General features: G+C 64.5%; 16 protein-coding genes. 9 read left to right on the top strand and 7 right to left on the bottom strand.

Going from position 1 to position 15,512, the window contains the following annotated elements; all coding sequences use genetic code 11:
- Window positions 1-160 precede the first annotated feature (160 nt).
- A complete protein-coding gene (locus ATO11_RS19135) occupies window positions 161-1,255 on the top strand; it encodes a hypothetical protein (protein WP_134643173.1) in 1,095 nt (364 codons plus the stop codon).
- 261 nt (window positions 1,256-1,516) lie between these two features.
- Here the strand turns inward: ATO11_RS19135 and ATO11_RS19130 are convergent, their stop codons facing one another.
- The 7 genes from ATO11_RS19130 to ATO11_RS19100 form a co-directional block, all read right to left on the bottom strand.
- Window positions 1,517-3,088: a mechanosensitive ion channel family protein gene (locus ATO11_RS19130; RefSeq protein WP_050532534.1), complete on the bottom strand. Its 1,572-nt coding sequence runs from the start codon at window positions 3,086-3,088 to the stop codon at window positions 1,517-1,519.
- A 13-nt stretch (window positions 3,089-3,101) separates the two neighbouring features.
- Window positions 3,102-3,542, bottom strand: a complete 441-nt coding sequence (locus ATO11_RS19125; protein WP_050532533.1) for a hypothetical protein — start codon at window positions 3,540-3,542, stop codon at window positions 3,102-3,104.
- A gap of 17 nt (window positions 3,543-3,559) precedes the next feature.
- On the bottom strand, window positions 3,560-3,850 hold the full coding sequence (locus ATO11_RS19120) for a hypothetical protein (protein ID WP_050532532.1): 291 nt from the start codon (window positions 3,848-3,850) through the stop codon (window positions 3,560-3,562).
- Between the two features lie 26 nt (window positions 3,851-3,876).
- On the bottom strand, window positions 3,877-4,950 hold the full coding sequence (locus ATO11_RS19115) for an AI-2E family transporter (protein WP_050532531.1): 1,074 nt from the start codon (window positions 4,948-4,950) through the stop codon (window positions 3,877-3,879).
- 149 nt (window positions 4,951-5,099) lie between these two features.
- A complete protein-coding gene (locus ATO11_RS19110; protein ID WP_050532530.1) occupies window positions 5,100-5,804 on the bottom strand; it encodes a TerC family protein in 705 nt (234 codons plus the stop codon).
- A 65-nt stretch (window positions 5,805-5,869) separates the two neighbouring features.
- On the bottom strand, window positions 5,870-6,460 hold the full coding sequence (locus ATO11_RS19105) for a hypothetical protein (RefSeq protein WP_050532529.1): 591 nt from the start codon (window positions 6,458-6,460) through the stop codon (window positions 5,870-5,872).
- 80 nt (window positions 6,461-6,540) lie between these two features.
- Entirely contained in the window at window positions 6,541-8,157 is a 1,617-nt protein-coding gene (locus tag ATO11_RS19100; protein ID WP_050532528.1) for a hypothetical protein, read from the bottom strand.
- Between the two features lie 269 nt (window positions 8,158-8,426).
- Between ATO11_RS19100 and ATO11_RS19095 the strand changes: the two genes are divergently transcribed.
- From ATO11_RS19095 to urtB, 8 genes are all read left to right on the top strand, one after another.
- Window positions 8,427-8,741, top strand: a complete 315-nt coding sequence (locus ATO11_RS19095) for a hypothetical protein (RefSeq protein ID WP_134643172.1) — start codon at window positions 8,427-8,429, stop codon at window positions 8,739-8,741.
- A gap of 45 nt (window positions 8,742-8,786) precedes the next feature.
- Complete coding sequence (locus ATO11_RS19090) at window positions 8,787-9,182, top strand: PRC-barrel domain-containing protein (RefSeq protein ID WP_050532526.1); 396 nt, start codon at window positions 8,787-8,789, stop codon at window positions 9,180-9,182.
- A 34-nt stretch (window positions 9,183-9,216) separates the two neighbouring features.
- Window positions 9,217-9,558 carry a PRC-barrel domain-containing protein gene (locus ATO11_RS19085; protein WP_050532525.1) on the top strand — a complete coding sequence of 114 codons (342 nt, stop codon included), beginning with the start codon at window positions 9,217-9,219 and terminating at the stop codon, window positions 9,556-9,558.
- Window positions 9,559-9,579: 21 nt separating this feature from the next.
- Window positions 9,580-10,140: an HdeD family acid-resistance protein gene (locus ATO11_RS19080; RefSeq protein WP_165587001.1), complete on the top strand. Its 561-nt coding sequence runs from the start codon at window positions 9,580-9,582 to the stop codon at window positions 10,138-10,140.
- A 57-nt stretch (window positions 10,141-10,197) separates the two neighbouring features.
- Window positions 10,198-11,391 carry a DUF1131 family protein gene (locus tag ATO11_RS21380; RefSeq protein ID WP_082176469.1) on the top strand — a complete coding sequence of 398 codons (1,194 nt, stop codon included), beginning with the start codon at window positions 10,198-10,200 and terminating at the stop codon, window positions 11,389-11,391.
- A gap of 78 nt (window positions 11,392-11,469) precedes the next feature.
- On the top strand, window positions 11,470-11,712 hold the full coding sequence (locus tag ATO11_RS22230; RefSeq protein ID WP_050532523.1) for a hypothetical protein: 243 nt from the start codon (window positions 11,470-11,472) through the stop codon (window positions 11,710-11,712).
- 407 nt (window positions 11,713-12,119) lie between these two features.
- Window positions 12,120-13,400 (top strand): urea ABC transporter substrate-binding protein, encoded by a 1,281-nt coding sequence (gene urtA, locus ATO11_RS19065; RefSeq protein WP_050532522.1) that lies wholly within the window; start codon window positions 12,120-12,122, stop codon window positions 13,398-13,400.
- Window positions 13,401-13,481: 81 nt separating this feature from the next.
- Entirely contained in the window at window positions 13,482-15,410 is a 1,929-nt protein-coding gene (gene urtB, locus ATO11_RS19060) for an urea ABC transporter permease subunit UrtB (RefSeq protein ID WP_050532521.1), read from the top strand.
- The last annotated feature ends 102 nt before the right edge of the window (window positions 15,411-15,512 follow it).

The following is a 15,512-nucleotide window of genomic DNA, read 5'->3' as shown; positions in this document are numbered from 1 at the left end:
GCAGCCTAACTATTGAACCAGAAACTCTCCGGTAAACCCGGGGCGGTTCAATTTGCACTTATCAATGTACTCGCACGCGCCGTAGCAGAAGCTGACTAACGCGTTCTCATCTTATCTTGCAGTATATGTTGGTCTCGCGTGCTAGCCTCAGGGGAAACGCATGCTTGAGGTTGTAATGATTGATCAAAACACATTTGATTTGGCGCGAGATGAGTTTTTGGCCCGCGTCAGAGCGCAAGAGCCAGGAAATCGAGAGTTCGAAGACTTCCGCACAGGCGTTGTTGGGACGCAAGAAGGATACAAGACGCTAGTTAGAAGCTCAGCTCTGGCTAACTTGCGCACACAGACGTGGACAGAACAGACCATCGGTTCAGGCGAAATACTAGATTGCATGATCGCCGCCATCGAGGTGCCCGACAACAATCTCATTATGATCGAGGCACGAAACGGCCCCGGAACGGAGGGCCACATTAAGCTCAAAGACGCAAAGGGCGATGATCGCAGAAGGCTAGAAGCGCTTGCTTACGAACTCTTTGTCGAAACAGCATTAACAGATGCAGAGCTATTCGAGGCTTGGATTGATGCAATCGGACCGATCTACCCAGTTATTTCTTACTTTTACTTCTTAAAGGATGCGCAAGAGTACACCCCGTTGCGGCCAAAATACCTAGAAAAAGGGCTACGCAAACTTGGTGTTGAACACCGTATGCAAGGCCGCTGCTCGTGGGAAAACTACCAAGGTTTCTTGGATATCTTGGCGACACTTAGACCGATGATTGCACACGGTCTTCATCTGTCCAGTATCGAACTCATAGATGCACACAGCTTTGTTTGGGTTTTGGGCGCGTGGGATGCGCCGATGGCAGGCAAGTCCGGGATGGGCAGCACACTGAATGAACTGGAGAAAACAGCTTGGGTTCTAGCCAACCGCATTGAAAACACAGTCAAACACTCAAACGGGCAGCAAGTCACTTCCACAAAGAAAGCAAAGAACACAGACGAAGCATTGAGGCAGAACGTCTTGGCCGTTTTGAAGCGTGCAAACGGGCTATGCGAAATCAGTGGGCTACCCTACGAGCTACCCTCAAACAAAACCGACACGGACATGCAGGTCTCAATCGACCGCATCGATAGCGATGGCGACTATCTGGCAGGCAACATGCAGGCAACTTGTTGGTTCATTAATCGGTGGAAAAGCAACGACAAGCAGGCGAATTTCATTAGGCTATTAGAACTGGTACGCGAAACTGAATAAGCTTGGTTGAGCTTGGGTGAAAAGCTGCGTTTTGCGAGCTTGGCCTGCCTACACAAAATCATACACACCAAAATTCCAGCGGCTTAAACCGCTGTTTTTATTGGCTGGAATTAACTGCGCATATTTTGCAAATCCGTGTACACCGGTTCGATTCCGGTACTCGCCTCCACCTTCCCTCCATCGCTGCAATCGGAATGCTCGGGTGGCGAGGTCGCGTCTTCGCGTCCGATTGGCCTTGGCCGATGGAAGGACTTGCGGTCTCTATTCCCGCAGGGTCACCAGGCGGGGCGGGAAGGCGAAGCGGGAGTCGCTGGCGGACACGGTGGCGAGGATCGCGAGGAGGCGTTCTTCGCGGAGCGCGAGGAATGACGGGTAATCGGCGGCCCGCGCGTAGCAGTAGATCTCGATTTCGATGGAATCGCGGGTGAGCGCGGTGAGGTTGACGCGGGCGCCCTCGGCGATGGCGGGACAGGATTGCAGGTCGGTGCGGAGAGCGTCGAGGATCCGGCGCAGGTCCGCGGCCGGCGTGTCGCAGCGCAGGGCGAGGACGGCGTTGAACAGGAACTGGTCGCGCACCGCGAAATTCTCGATCTGCATGGCCGCGAAGGTGCCGTTCGGGACGGTGACGATGGTGCGTTCGGGCGTCCGCACCTTGGTGGAGCGGATGCCGATATCCTCGACCGTGCCGGTCACGTCGCCGAACCGGCAGAAATCGCCGACTTCGACGGGCCGGTCGGCGACCACGTTGACCGAGCCGACGAGGTTCTCGACCGTCTTTTGCGCGCCGAGGGCGAGCGCGAGGCCGCCGATCCCCAAAGCGGCGATCGCGGTCGTGACGTCGAATCCGAGGATTTCGAGGATCTGCACGGTGAGCACGGCGAGGATCACCGCCTTGGCGACCTTGCGCATCAGGATGAGCGCGGCGATCGAGGCATTATGCGCGCCCGCCTGCACCGCCGACCGGATGACATCGGCGATCAGGTCGACGACCTTGAGGCACAGAACGGCAAAGGCCAGCCACAGGATCGTCACGGCGATCCAGTCGATGGCGCCGCGGGCCACGACCTGGATACCGATGAGGACGACCGCCTCGCGGTAGATCGTGACCGCCAGCAGGGTGCCGAGCGGAAGAAAGACGGGTTCGATGTCGAGCGGCACCGCGGAGGTGCGGCGCGCCTTCAGCAGCCAGTCGAGCGCGCCCAGCGCCAGCCGGGCCAGCCAGTAGCCGACCAGCGCAGAGAGGCCCGCGACGATCAGGATGGCCAGCCAGTGCCCGACGGGCACCGTCAGCAGCTTGACCGATTTCAGGTCCTCGGGCAGCACCCGGTCCAGCACTCCCCGCCGCGCGACGCGGTGCAGGTCGGGAATGGACGCGACGGTGGGCGCCGAGAACAGCCAGATGCTGTGTCCGCCGCTTTGCGCGACACGTTGCAGGATCAGGGGCCGGTCCCGGTTGCCCGCCGTCAGCGCCCCCACTTCTTCGAGGTCGGCGCTCATCTCGTCGGCGAGGTTGCCGTCGGGCCTCGCTGATATCTCGTCGGCGGCAAAGAAATACCCGCCGTCATCCAGCAGGTCCTTCAACTGCGTGGCCCGGCGCGCGCCCTGCCCCTTCGGCACCTCCCGCAGATCGAGGAAAAGCGCGGCCTTGTCGGGATCGGCCTCGCGCATCGCCTTGAGGTACCCGTCCACCGTGCCGCGGGGGGAGACGCGTCCATAGGGGTCGGAAAGCGCGGCGGTGTCCGCGCCATCGGGGGCGTTCTGCGCCGATCCCGGCAGCGCCGGGACGAGGGCGAGGAAGAGCGCGGCAAGAAGCGTCTGGAGAAACAGGGGCATCGGGCGCAACCGCTTACCGGACCGACCCGGCGAAACTCGCCAGCGCGGTGAGGTAGTCGCCCTTGAACAGGGCCGAGGTGCCGGTCTCGATCCGCTTGAGGCCGGTCTCGATCCCCGCCAGATCGGCAGAGATCTCTCCCACCAGCGTCTGCTCGACCTCGTCCAGCATCGCGGCTTCGGCCGGGGGTTTCATGCGCGCCGCGCCCGCGATCGCAAGGCCCGCGACGACCAGCAGAAGCACGCCCGATACCAGCGCGCCGAGGATGACGCCGAATTCAGCCGCCAGAAGCGTGAACAGGCAGAACATCAGCAGGCCGATCCCGCCGAGAGCCAGCAGCAGGGCAAAGGCCACGACGGCCATCTGCCGTGAGGCGTGCTGCACCGCGATCCTGAGGCGCATCGACTTGATGCGCCCCAGGAGGGCGAGGCGACGGAACGTGGTCGAATTCACCATCCTCCATCCCTCCGGGGTCAGCGCCGCGCGACGAGCGAGACGACGACGCCAAGCGCGAAGGCGGTCAGCACCGATTGCACGGGGTGGTGGGCGATTTCGGATTTCAGCTCTTCCTTGCCCATCTTCATGGTCGATGTGACGCGTTTCTTCATCGCCGCCATCTCCTGCTTGAGCACGTCGTTTTCCTGCGCCAGCCGGGCCATCAGGTCCGACACTTCGTCTGACAGCGTCCTGTCGGTGTTGATCGGCAGGTTTGCCGCCTCGTTGGCAAGCTCCTCGACCCGCGAGGCATTGGTTTTCTTGGTCATGTCAGTCTCCGTTCATTGGTGTGGGTTCAGGTGATCTCGCCACGTTCCGACAGGGCGATGGCGACGGGTTGGGTGGAGCGGAACTCGGAAAAGACGATCATTCCGATCACGGTGATGGGCACGCACAGGAACATGCCCGCGACGCCCCAGATGAACCCCCAGACCGACAGCGCGAGGATGACGACGAGGGGGCTGAGGTTGACCGAACCGCCGACGAAGCGGGGTTCGACGATGTTGCCGATGACGAAGTGGGCGATGCCCACGCCAGCGACGACAATCAGGAAGGGCGTCAGCGTGGGAAACTGCACCAGCGCAAGCGCGGCGGGAAAGACCCCGCTGACCACGCCGCCGACGACCGGGATGAAGTTCATCACGAAGACGAGGAACGCCCAGAAGCCCGCGAAATCGACGCCCGCGATTGCCAGCGCGATCCAGACCATGCCCGCCATCGCGGCGCTGGTGAGGCTCTTGGTGAACAGGTAGGTGCGCACTCGCTGACCGATTTCCGCGAACACGGCGCTGATGCGGGCGTGGCGCGCCTTGTCGGGCACCATGGCCTTCAGCTTGGCGCCGATGACATGCTGTTCGGCCAGCAGGAAAACGACATAGATCACGACCGCGCTGGCGCTGCCCGCGAAGGCGGCGAAGCCGTCGGCCAGTGGCGCGGCGATCACGGTGAAGTCGAAGGCGTCGATGGCCGCCGTGATCTCGGCAAAGGTCTTGAGGCCGATCAGGCCCGACAGCCTGTCCGTCGGGGCTTCGATGTTGTTGCTGTATCCCGGTGCCTTTTCGACCATGGCCAGCGCATTGGCGGCGACGATTTCCACGACACCGATGCAGATGGCGACGACGATCAAGATGGCCCCGGCCAGCGCGCCCAGCCCTGGTTCGCCGTTGCGCCCGACCAGCCGCCCCAGCCGGCGCGCCAGCGCGTTGATGATGAACCACAACAGGATCGCCATGGCGAAGGGCACAAGGACGGATTTCCCGGCCATCAGGATGAAGATCGACATCAGGACGAGGCCCGTGGCGAGGGTGGCGTTGAGAAGCGGGTTGGCGGCGGCCTCGGCCACGCGGGCGGGGTCTGGCGTCGTCTGCATTGGTCTTTCCTCTGGTCTGGTTGGTCCTCCCGCTGTCATGGACAGAGAGGGAGTGGTGAGCGGGAGGACCGCGGGAGGTGGAAACGGGGAACCGTCGTTTCCGGGGACGACCCTGGGCCAGGTCGTCCCGTCGCAGGAGTGAGTCACCGTTAAGGTTTGGCGCCCACCCTGTTGCGCTGGCCGAAAAGGGCGACCGCGATGGCGATCAGCATGATGATGTTGAACGCGGTTTCCGGCAGGTCGTCGTTGAACGCCTGCAGCACCAGCTGCAGCCCGATCAGCATCAGGAAGGTGAAGATCACGATCTTGGTCTCGGGGTGGGCGGACAGGAAGGCCGCGATCTGGCGCACGAAGAGGAAGCGGATGAGCGACGACACGCCAAGGATGATCGCCGCGCCCCATAGCAGCTTGGTCATGCCCGCGACCGCGATCACGGTGTCGATGGACAGGACCGTGTTGACGACGGTCATTTGCAGCAAGACAGCGCCGAAGGTCGCCTTGGCGACGGCCTTGGTGGCGCCGCCCTCGTCACCGTTCCCGGCGTGAAACGCCCAGAGATCGCGGGCGCTTGACCAGAACAGGAACACCCCCGCCCCCAGCAGCGCGACGGTCTGCGGCGTCACGTCGAACCCCTGGACCGAGAACAGGACCTCCTTGCCGGTGGCGAGGTAGAAAGCCACGAGGACAAGACCGAAGCGCGCGGCATATTCCGCGACAAGCCCCCACAGGATCAGGCGGTTCTGCTCCTTCTCGCTACGGCCCTGGATCGAGGACGTCATGTAAAGGGCATTGTCGACATCAAGGGTGGTGGCCACCAGCCCCAGCCAGAGAAAGTGCGGGATTTGATCGAGCATCTGGACATTCCTTCTGTGGATCGATGCCCGAAGCCTGATCCCGCGCGGAGGCGGGCGGCAGTGATTTACCGTGAACCCGTGCCGGGTCGTGCCTTGAGGCAATTGTCGGGGACGAAGTTTCCCGACACAGCGAAATCGTGGCAGGTGATGAAGCGGTAGTGATACCGCCCGACGAGGAAGCCGGCGATCACGGTCGCCAGGCAGATCGCAAGGATCGCGCCCCGCAGGCGCGGTTGCCGCAACTGGTCCACATCCGGGATCGCCACGACGATCAGAACGACCAGCAGGTAGGGCAGCGACAGGCCCACGACGACCAGCGCCAGAAGCCACTCGAACCAGCCGGTTTCGGCGATGTCGAGCGACGGGCTCTCGCTGAACAGAAGCCACGCCATCAGGACCGAGGGCAGGATCAGCACGAACCGCCCGCGCCACGACACGAGGCCGGGAAGGCCGTCGACCGGCGGCACGAACAGGCTGGCGACCATGGCCACGGTCGACGCCACCCAGACATAGAACAGGTGTTCGAAGAAGATGGTGTTGAAGACACCGTAGAAGAACGCGATGCCGAACACGCTGGTCGAAATCGCGATGGTCGACAGCATGAAGGCGCGCGCCTCGGCCTCCTGCTCCTCGGTGACGGGGGTGTGTGCGGACATGGCGGCCTCCGGGCTGGTGGATGACCGCAAGGCTGCCCTGCCCCGCGCCGCGCGCGGAGTGAGTCACGGTGACCGCCCGGTCAGTCGGGCAAGGTCAACCCGGCCGCGCGCCAGCCTTCGACCATGTGGTCCATGTCCTCGGGTCGGATGTTCCAGATGGCAAGCGCCTCGCGGGCGATCGCGGGAAAGGCGGGCATCTGCGCCAGCGCGCTGTCCATCCGGTCCCGCGCGATCCGCGGGCGGTCCAGCTTCGCATTGATCATCGCGCGCGCGATATCGCCCCAGAAGGACGCGCCAAGGCTCGACCCCTCGATCGCGGCGCGCGCGGCTTCGTAATCGCGCTGCAGGTACAGAAGGATCGCGGTGTTCAGCTTGAACCACCCCGGCGGATCGGGACTGAGATCACTCGCGCGGCGGATGTAGTCCAGCCCCTCGGCGTGGTCCCTGGAAAACCCGATGCACAGCCCGTAATCGGCCAGCATGTCGGGGTAGTTGGGGTTGAGCGACAGCGCGCGGTCCGCCGCCTCCTGAAAGGCCGACATCTCGTTGCGGTGAAAATGGGTCATGAACAGCGCGTGGTAGCCTGCCGCGTCCTTCGGATCGGCGGCCACCGCCCGTTTCGCGGCCTCCAGCGCGCGGTCCAGCGGCGGCGTGGCGCTGTCGCTTTCGAACCCGAAGCGCACCTCGTCCCCGTAGACGATGGCCAGCATCGCCCATGCCCCGGAATAGTCGGGATCGAGCGCCACCGCCCGTTCCAGCAACCTCCCCACCCTGCGATGCGCATCCGCGCTGGGGCTTCGCCAATATTCGCTCGCCAGGAGGCGGCTTTCATAGGCATCAAGATCGGTGGTCGCGGCCTTGCGATGGGCCGAGCCCAGCTTGTGGATCACGCCATGCGGTTCGGCGACCTCCGCCGCGATCCGCGACGCGATCGTTTCCTGGATGTCGAACAGGTTCTGGACGTTCATGTCGTCGTCATAGGTCTCGCTCAGCATGTGGCCGCCGGTTTCGGCGTCGATCAGTTGCGAGGTGACGCGGATCTGGTCCTTCCAGCGCCGCACGCTGCCTTCGAGGATATAACGCACGCCCAGTTCCGACCCGATCTCGCGCGCGTCGCCCTTCTTGTTCTTGTAGCGGAACGTCGAATGCCGCGCGGCGACGCGGAATTCCTTGAACCGGGCCAGCGCGTTCAGGATCTCCTCGGTAAAGCCGTCGGCGAGGAATTCCTGGTCCGGGCTGCCGCTGAGATTGTCAAAGGGCATCACCGCGATGCTGTAGCGCGTGTCCGGCCCGGCATCCGCCCCCGCGCCCGCCGCCGCCTGCGTCCGATCCGCCGTTTCGGGATCGAAGGCCACCTGGAACACCGGGACATACGATCCTTTCGGCACGAGGATGCGCAGCGGGTCCTCCGACCCGTCGGTCGCGTAATACAGGTCGAGCCGGCTGCGCAGCTTGCTGGCCTGCACCCGGACGATGGTGTCGATGGCGGGATCGAAATCGTCGGGTTTGTCGAACACGTCGAGGCCGATGGAATACCCTTTCAGCGCCTCGTCATTGCCGGCGAGTTTCTGGTCCACGAGGTAGCGCAGGAAGCGTTGCAACCGCGTCGTTTCGACGAACTGGCTGCTTTTCAGGATGCGTTCCAACTGTTGTCGAACGACCCCTGACTCCATCGGGGCCGACGCGATCGTGTTCATGTCTCTCTCCCCGGCGAAATTAAACTATCACATCTTCGCCCGTTTGGTTGCGTCCGAATTCCCGGCGGCGCCCGCAGGCGGGGATTTGCGCAAGCCATGCGCGCCGGTTTCCGCCTTCCCCTATGTCGGGCGCCTGCCCGAGACCAGTGATCCAACCGCGAACCCATCCCGATTCACGGTGACTCACTCATGCCGCGCGTCGCGGTCCGGCAAGGTGTCTCCATCGCAACCCGATATCTCGTCGAGAGGCGGAAGAGATGGAGAAACAGATGACGGAAACAACGAAGTTTGTCGAAAAAGCAAAGGCTTGCATCGACGAGCTGGGCGACGAGCTGAGCGAGCTTGAACGCAAGGCAAAGGCCGCCGGCGACAGGGCCGATGCCTGGTCGGCGGCGCAGGTCGAAAAGCTGAAAGAGGACTGGCACCAGGCCAAGGACGAAATGGACGACCTTGCCGACCGCGCGAAAACCGAAGGCGAGGACGCCGTGCGCGAGGCCAAGGAAAAGGCCGACCGCCATTACGAAGCCCTGCAGGCCGCCGTCAAAGCATATCGCGATCACCTCGACCAGGTGACCGATACCTAGGCCGCCCACCCGCGGTCACATCAACCCCGAAGGAAGGAAAGACCCATGAAAGACACGATCAAGATCATCGCCACCGGCGCCCTCATCCTTGCAGGCACCGTTGCCGTCCATGCCCAGACCGTCGGCGAGACCGTCCTGGGCGTCGAAGTAAACGTCTCCAAGGTCGTCACCGAAGGCTACAGCGCCAACAAGCTGATCGGCGCCAACGTGCACAACGACCAGGACAAGAGCATCGGCTATGTCCACGACCTGATCATCGCCCCCGAGGGCAACCTGAGCCTCGCGATCCTCGAGGTCGGCGGTTTCCTCGGCATCGGCTCCAAGTGGGTGGCGGTCCCGGCGGACATGTTCGAACCCGGCAAGACCGACAACGTCGTCGTCCTGCCCCGCGCCACCGCCGAGGAGCTCAAGAAGATCCCCGAATTCAAGTACAAGAGCTGATGTCCCGGCTCGCATGACAGAAAGGAGAAGTCACATGACCACCGCAACACCCCCCACCGCGGGCGAGACCATCCTTGGCGTTGAAGTCAACGTCGCCAAGGTGCGCGCCGCGGGATACAGCGCCAACAGGCTGATCGGGTCCACCGTCCAGAACGAGGCCGGCGACCGCGTCGGCGACGTGCATGACCTGATCATCGCGCCGCATGGCGACGTGAGCCTCGCCATCATGGAAGTCGGCGGCTTCATCGGGATCGACAGCAAGTACGTCGCCATCCCCGCCGACATGTTCGAAACCGGCACTGACGGGCATTTCGTTCTTCCCAAGGCGACCGAGGAAGACCTGACGAAGATGCCCGCCTTCCGCTACGCGCACTGATCAGAGATGGGGGATAACCAGATGAAATCGTCTTTCAACGCCGAAGACGCCCGCGGCAACGGGTGGTTCACCGTGCTGGGCATCGTGATGATCCTGACCGGGATCGGTGCCTTCGCCTTCCCGATGGTGGCCTCGCTGTCGGTCGAGCTGCTGGTCGGCGTCGCATTCCTTGTCGGTGGTATCGCAACGCTCTTCCAGGCTTTCCAGGAAAAGGAATGGGGCGGGGTCGTCTGGCTCCTCGCCATCGGCATCGTCTACGTGCTTGGCGGCATCGTCTTCCTTGCGAACCCGTTCGGCGGCCTGCTGGCGCTGACCGTGTTCCTTGGCATGGTGTTCGTGGCCGAGGGCCTCACGCGGCTGATCCTTGGTCTCCAGATGCGGGACCAGCCGCGCTGGGGCCTGCTGGTCGCGTCGGGCCTGATGTCGATCGTGCTGGGTGTGCTGGTCTTTTCCGGCATCGCCAACGGTGCATCGCTTGCCTTCATCGGCGTGCTTGTCGGCATCAACTTCATCTTTGCCGGGTCCGCTTTCGTGGCGCTTGGAAGCGCGAAAACGGACGGCACCGGCAACCAGGCCGCCTGACACCCGGCCGGGGCGGCAGCGGCGGCCCCGGCCCTTGCTTCTTGAAGGGGTCCACCCATGTCCACTTTCTTCCCATACCGTGCCCGCCCCGCCCTGCTGGGTCTTGCCATGGCGATCCTGCCCGCTGCCGCGACGCTTGCCGACGAGGCGTTCAGGCTCAGCGTGCACGGCCTTGGCGGGATCACCGCCGACACCCGGTTCGACGCCGCCGCCCTGTCGGATGCGATGCCCGGCGTCTCCTTCACGTCCGAACGTCAGATGACCGAGGACGGCACGCACGAATTCTTCATCGCCCGCAGCAAGGGCGCGCGCCTGTTCACCGTCAGCGGCGATGGGCGCGGGCGCGTGGGCGCCATCAGCACCGGGTCGCCGCGCGTCGCCAACTGGCTGGGACCGGTCGTGGGCGACCGGTACGACCGGCTGGACCAGAACCGCCAGCTGGGCACCTGCTCTCCCGGAGCCGAGGCCTTTTCCGGCAAGATGCTCTGCGCCGCGTCCGAAAGCGGGCAGATCATCTATGTCTTCTCGGGCCGGTGGTCCGGGCCGGACGGCGAACTGCCGCCACGATCCGTTCGCGCGGGCTGGACGGTGTCGCAACTGATCTGGCGGCCCGAGAGGTTCGCGCAGACCGGCACCGCGCCCGCATCCACGGCCGGGCCGTCCTTCGACTGCGCGAGGGCCGAGGGATCGATCGAGACGCTGATCTGTTCGGATGCGACGCTGGCAGGGCTCGACCGCGCGTTGAGCACCGCCTATGCCCAAAGCCTCGACACGGCCACGATGGGCCAGCGAAAGACCCTGCGCGCCTTCCAGCGCGGATGGATCAGGGCGCGGAACGAATGCTGGAAATCCGGCGACCCCCGGCGCTGCGTCGAGGCGCTTTACCAGGACAGGATCGCTGAATTGACCGGAACGGACGCCACCCGCACCCTTGATGGCACGTCATGGACAGGCACCCGCATCGCGGGCGACACGCTGCCCCCGTCCATCGAGATCACAATGGATTTCGACGCCGATGGCAAGGTGTCGGGCACCTCGGGCTGCAACCGCTACTTCGCCACCTACGCGGTATCCGGCCAGTCGGTGAGGATCGCGCAGATCGGCAGCACCCGCAAACTGTGCCCCGAGCCCGAAATGACGGCAGAATACCGGTTCCTCGATGCGCTGGAACGGGTCAACGGCTGGGCCATGCGCAACGGTGACCTCGTTCTTTTCGGAAGCGGTGCCGAACTGACCTTCACGCGCCGCTAAGACCGTGTCCACGCCCGCGGCCCTGACATGTGCCTATGCGGGCGTTGCCATCCTCTGGCAGGTGGTGCTGTGGCAGGGATGGCCGAATGTCGGAATGGGGGGGGGCTGGCTATCGCATACCTCGTCTGGCCCCTCCTCGCCCTGTCTGTCCCCGGCCTGTGGTACCTGCTGCGGCTGGTGGACAGGGGGCGAACCTTCGTTTTCGGGTGTGCGACGCTTGTGATGATGGGCGTGACATGGCTCATCCATCCCTCGACCGACCGCATCGCCGAGCTGTCGGCCCCGCGCTTGCCCCAGGTCGCCGCATCTGTGCCCGCCTGATCCGGGCCGGCGCACCGCCCGTCCGGAACTGACCCTCCCCGCGCCGGATCATTCGGGTGCTTCACCCGAGCACGACCCGCCGACTGCCCGTGCCGCGCCCGGAAACGGCACCACGCTGCCCAATAATCCGGCGTGCTGGCGGATGCTGCCCAAAGAACGGGCGATGCGGCGGGAGCCCTGCGAACCGCCTGCCTTGAACATTGCCGGTTTTCGCGTCGCCGGGACAGGGTCGCGGCGTCTTGGACGTCTTCAAGTCAAACGAGATGTCGCGCGACGGTGGATCCTGCAAAAACCGCACCATCGCGCGACGGCAACGTGAAAGCTGCGTGGGGGGAGTTCTAGTGATGCGTCGTGATCCTTGTCCAGACGCCGAACGCGCCCGCCATGCCCAAAATGGGACCAACGCGATGAAATCATTCACATCTTTTGCGGGCCTTTCGGCCTCTCTCCTGCTGCTTTCGGGCACCGCCGCGCTCGCCGATTGCCCCGTGAAGGTCGGCGTGCTGCACTCGCTGTCCGGCACGATGGCGATCTCGGAAACTACGCTGAAGGACACGATGGAGCTGTTGATCGAAGAACAGAACGCCAAGGGCGGCGTGCTGGGCTGCCAGATCGAGGCGGTCGTGGTGGACCCGGCCTCCGACTGGCCGCTCTTTGCCGAGAAGGCGCGCGAATTGCTGACCGTGCACGAGGTCGACGTGATCTTCGGCAACTGGACGTCGGTGAGCCGCAAATCCGTCCTTCCGGTGATCGAGGAACTGAACGGCCTGCTGTTCTATCCCGTCCAGTACGAGGGCGAGGAATCGTCCAAGAACGTCTTCTACACCGGCGCCGCGCCCAACCAGCAGGCCATCCCGGCGACCGACTATTTCCTCGACGAGCTGGGGGTGGAGAAATTCGCGCTGCTGGGCACCGATTACGTCTACCCGCGCACGACCAACAACATCCTTGAATCCTACCTGAAATCCAAGGGCATCGCCGAAGAGGACATCTTCGTCAACTACACGCCCTTCGGCCATTCCGACTGGGCGACCATCGTGGCCGACGTCGTGGCGCTGGGTGCGGACGGCAAGCAGGTGGGCGTGATCTCGACCATCAACGGCGACGCGAATATCGGCTTCTACAAGGAACTGGCCGCGGCAGGCGTGTCCGCCGATGACATCCCCGTCGTCGCCTTCTCGGTCGGGGAGGAAGAGCTTTCGGGCCTCGACACCACCAACCTCGTCGGCCACCTCGCGGCGTGGAACTACTTCCAGTCGGCCGAAGGTGAGGCGAACGAGGCGTGGATCACGGCGTGGAAGGCCAAGATGGGCGCCGACCGCGTGACAAACGACCCGATGGAGGCGCATTACATCGGCTTCAACATGTGGGTGAACGCGGCAACCGCGGCGGGCACCACCGATGTCGATGCCGTGCGCAGCGCGATGTACGGTCAGGAATTCCCCAACCTGACCGGCGGCACGGCGGTCATGCTGCCGAACCACCACCTGTCCAAGCCGGTTCTGATCGGTGAAATCACCGCCGACGGCCAGTTCGACATCATCAGCCAGACGGCCGAGGTGCCGGGTGACGCATGGACCGACTTCCTGCCGGAATCGGCGGTCCTGAAGTCCGACTGGAAGGACCTCGGCTGCGGCATGTACAACACCCAGACCGAGACCTGCGTGCAGATCAAGTCGAACTACTGATCCACACGACCGGGGGCGCGGTCCCGCATCGCGCCCCTTTCCCGCCCTGACGGCTTCTCCCTCGTACGCCCCGGACCTGCCATGCTGCGCGCTTTCCTGATTGCCCTTGCGCTGTGCGTATCGCTGCCCGGTCCGACCGTGGCGCAGACCTTGCAGGACATCCTGCAGACCCACGCGGATCTCGTCGCCAAGCCCAGCCGCAAGACGGTTGGCGTGGTGCTGGACGATCTCGCCGCGTCGAACCTGCCGCAGGCGGTCGATTTCCTCGAAGCATGGCAGGGGCGCGAGGTCGTGCGCCGGGCCTCCGACGGGCGGTTCTTCCGCAAGGAGGGCGATGCGCTGGTCGATCTGGATACCGGCGAGGTCATCTCCTCCGACATCGATGCAAAGCCCGTGCGCCCCAATGGCGGCGTGCGCCGCGCCATTGGCGAGGTGCTGGTGCAGTTCCAGCTCTCCAGCCCCGATCTTTCCCGCCGTCAGGCAGCGGTCGAGGCCATCGCGCGCTCCCCCGCCGCCGACCAGCTTGCGCCCCTCTCCGCCTCGATCCCCGACGAACCCGACCCGTCGCTCAAGGCGCGCAAGGCGCAACTGGCACAGATGCTGACCGCCCGCTTCGCCGACGACACCGCGACGCGCGTCGCCGCCATCGCGGCCCTGTCGGGCAGCATGAGCATCGAAACGCGCGCGGTCCTGAACCAGATCCTCGCCACCCGCCCCGGCGTCGCCGCTTCCCTGCCCGACGACGCCAACATCGCCACTGTGCTCACCCCCGGCTCCGACGCGCTGAGCCGGGAGGATGCCTACGCGCATTTGGTCGATGCCGGGTTGGCCCCCGCCCCGGTCACCGCCGCGGCCATCCGCGACGCGCTGATCGCCAACATCGACGGCGAAACCGTCGGGGGCGTCGCCGTCGCCGACCTCGACACCGACGCGGCCCGCGCCACCGCCTATGTCGCGCTGGCCACGGCCGGCATCGTCCCCCCGCCCGTGACAGACGCGGACCGCGAAGCCGCCCTCGACGCCCACGTGTTCTACACCCTCTATGCCGAGGATGACCCCGCCGTGACCACCGCCGCCGAAGAAGCGCTCACCGCGATCGAAACGCGCGTGGGCGTGAACCAGGTGCTCGACCTGTCGCTCGACGCGCTGTCGCTGGCCTCGATCTATTTCCTCGCCGCCATCGGGCTTGCCATCACCTTCGGCGTGATGGGCGTGATCAACATGGCGCATGGCGAATTCATCATGATGGGCGCCTATACCGGCTATGTCGTGCAACTGGTCGTGCCGGATTATACCCTGTCGATCCTTCTCGCCCTGCCGCTCGCCTTCGCCGTGACCTTCGGTGCGGGCGTCGCGATGGAGCGGCTGGTGATCCGCTGGCTCTACCACCGCCCGCTCGAAACCCTGCTTGCGACCTTCGGCATCTCCATCGCGCTGCAGCAATTGGCCAAGAACGTCTTCGGCACGCAGGCGCGGCCCCTGACCTCTCCGGGCTGGCTGGACGGGGCGTGGGTGCTGAACGACGTGGTGGCGATCAGCTATATCCGGATCGCGATCTTCGTGCTGGCACTCACCTTCCTCGCCCTCATCCTGTTCGTGCTGAACCGCACCCGGCTGGGGCTGGAAGTGCGCGCCGTGACCCAGAACCCCGGCATGGCCGCGTCCATGGGCATCAACCCCGACCGGATCAACATGCTGACCTTCGGCCTCGGATCGGGCATCGCGGGCATCGCCGGCGTCGCCATCGGGCTATACGCCAAGGTCACCTCGGAAATGGGCACCGACTACATCGTGCAAAGCTTCATGACCGTGGTCGTGGGCGGCGTCGGCAATGTCTGGGGCACGCTCGCGGGCGCGGCCCTGATCGGCTTCCTGCAAAAGGGGATCGAATGGTTCAACCCGTCGAACACGCTCGCTGCCCAGACCTACATGATCCTCTTCATCATCCTCTTCATCCAGTTCCGTCCCAAGGGCATCGTCGCCCTCAGGGGCCGCGCGGCGGGAGACTGACCCCATGACCCGACCCACCCCTTCTTCGGTTCGAAAATACCTCGGGGGAGCGCGAGGGGGCAGCGCCCCCTCGCCCGGCGCGACGCCTCTAGGCGGCGCCAG

It is taken from the genome of Pseudaestuariivita atlantica, assembly GCF_001205715.1.
Taxonomy (GTDB): domain Bacteria; phylum Pseudomonadota; class Alphaproteobacteria; order Rhodobacterales; family Rhodobacteraceae; genus Pseudaestuariivita; species Pseudaestuariivita atlantica.
The sequence above is the reverse complement of the archived record's forward strand: the minus strand, read 5'-3'. Positions and strand labels throughout refer to the sequence as shown.

Coding starts and splice junctions, on each gene's coding strand:
- ATO11_RS19080 (WP_165587001.1), top strand. CDS start 9,580: ATGAAATCGTCTTTCAACGCCGAAGACGCCCGCGGCAACGGGTGGTTC.
- ATO11_RS19095 (WP_134643172.1), top strand. CDS start 8,427: ATGACGGAAACAACGAAGTTTGTCGAAAAAGCAAAGGCTTGCATCGAC.
- ATO11_RS19125 (WP_050532533.1), bottom strand. CDS start 3,542: ATGGTGAATTCGACCACGTTCCGTCGCCTCGCCCTCCTGGGGCGCATC.
- ATO11_RS19105 (WP_050532529.1), bottom strand. CDS start 6,460: ATGTCCGCACACACCCCCGTCACCGAGGAGCAGGAGGCCGAGGCGCGC.
- ATO11_RS19100 (WP_050532528.1), bottom strand. CDS start 8,157: ATGAACACGATCGCGTCGGCCCCGATGGAGTCAGGGGTCGTTCGACAA.
- ATO11_RS19130 (WP_050532534.1), bottom strand. CDS start 3,088: ATGCCCCTGTTTCTCCAGACGCTTCTTGCCGCGCTCTTCCTCGCCCTC.
- ATO11_RS19110 (WP_050532530.1), bottom strand. CDS start 5,804: ATGCTCGATCAAATCCCGCACTTTCTCTGGCTGGGGCTGGTGGCCACC.
- ATO11_RS21380 (WP_082176469.1), top strand. CDS start 10,198: ATGTCCACTTTCTTCCCATACCGTGCCCGCCCCGCCCTGCTGGGTCTT.
- ATO11_RS19120 (WP_050532532.1), bottom strand. CDS start 3,850: ATGACCAAGAAAACCAATGCCTCGCGGGTCGAGGAGCTTGCCAACGAG.
- ATO11_RS19085 (WP_050532525.1), top strand. CDS start 9,217: ATGACCACCGCAACACCCCCCACCGCGGGCGAGACCATCCTTGGCGTT.
- ATO11_RS22230 (WP_050532523.1), top strand. CDS start 11,470: ATGGCCGAATGTCGGAATGGGGGGGGGCTGGCTATCGCATACCTCGTC.
- urtB (WP_050532521.1), top strand. CDS start 13,482: ATGCTGCGCGCTTTCCTGATTGCCCTTGCGCTGTGCGTATCGCTGCCC.
- ATO11_RS19135 (WP_134643173.1), top strand. CDS start 161: ATGCTTGAGGTTGTAATGATTGATCAAAACACATTTGATTTGGCGCGA.
- ATO11_RS19090 (WP_050532526.1), top strand. CDS start 8,787: ATGAAAGACACGATCAAGATCATCGCCACCGGCGCCCTCATCCTTGCA.
- ATO11_RS19115 (WP_050532531.1), bottom strand. CDS start 4,950: ATGCAGACGACGCCAGACCCCGCCCGCGTGGCCGAGGCCGCCGCCAAC.
- urtA (WP_050532522.1), top strand. CDS start 12,120: ATGAAATCATTCACATCTTTTGCGGGCCTTTCGGCCTCTCTCCTGCTG.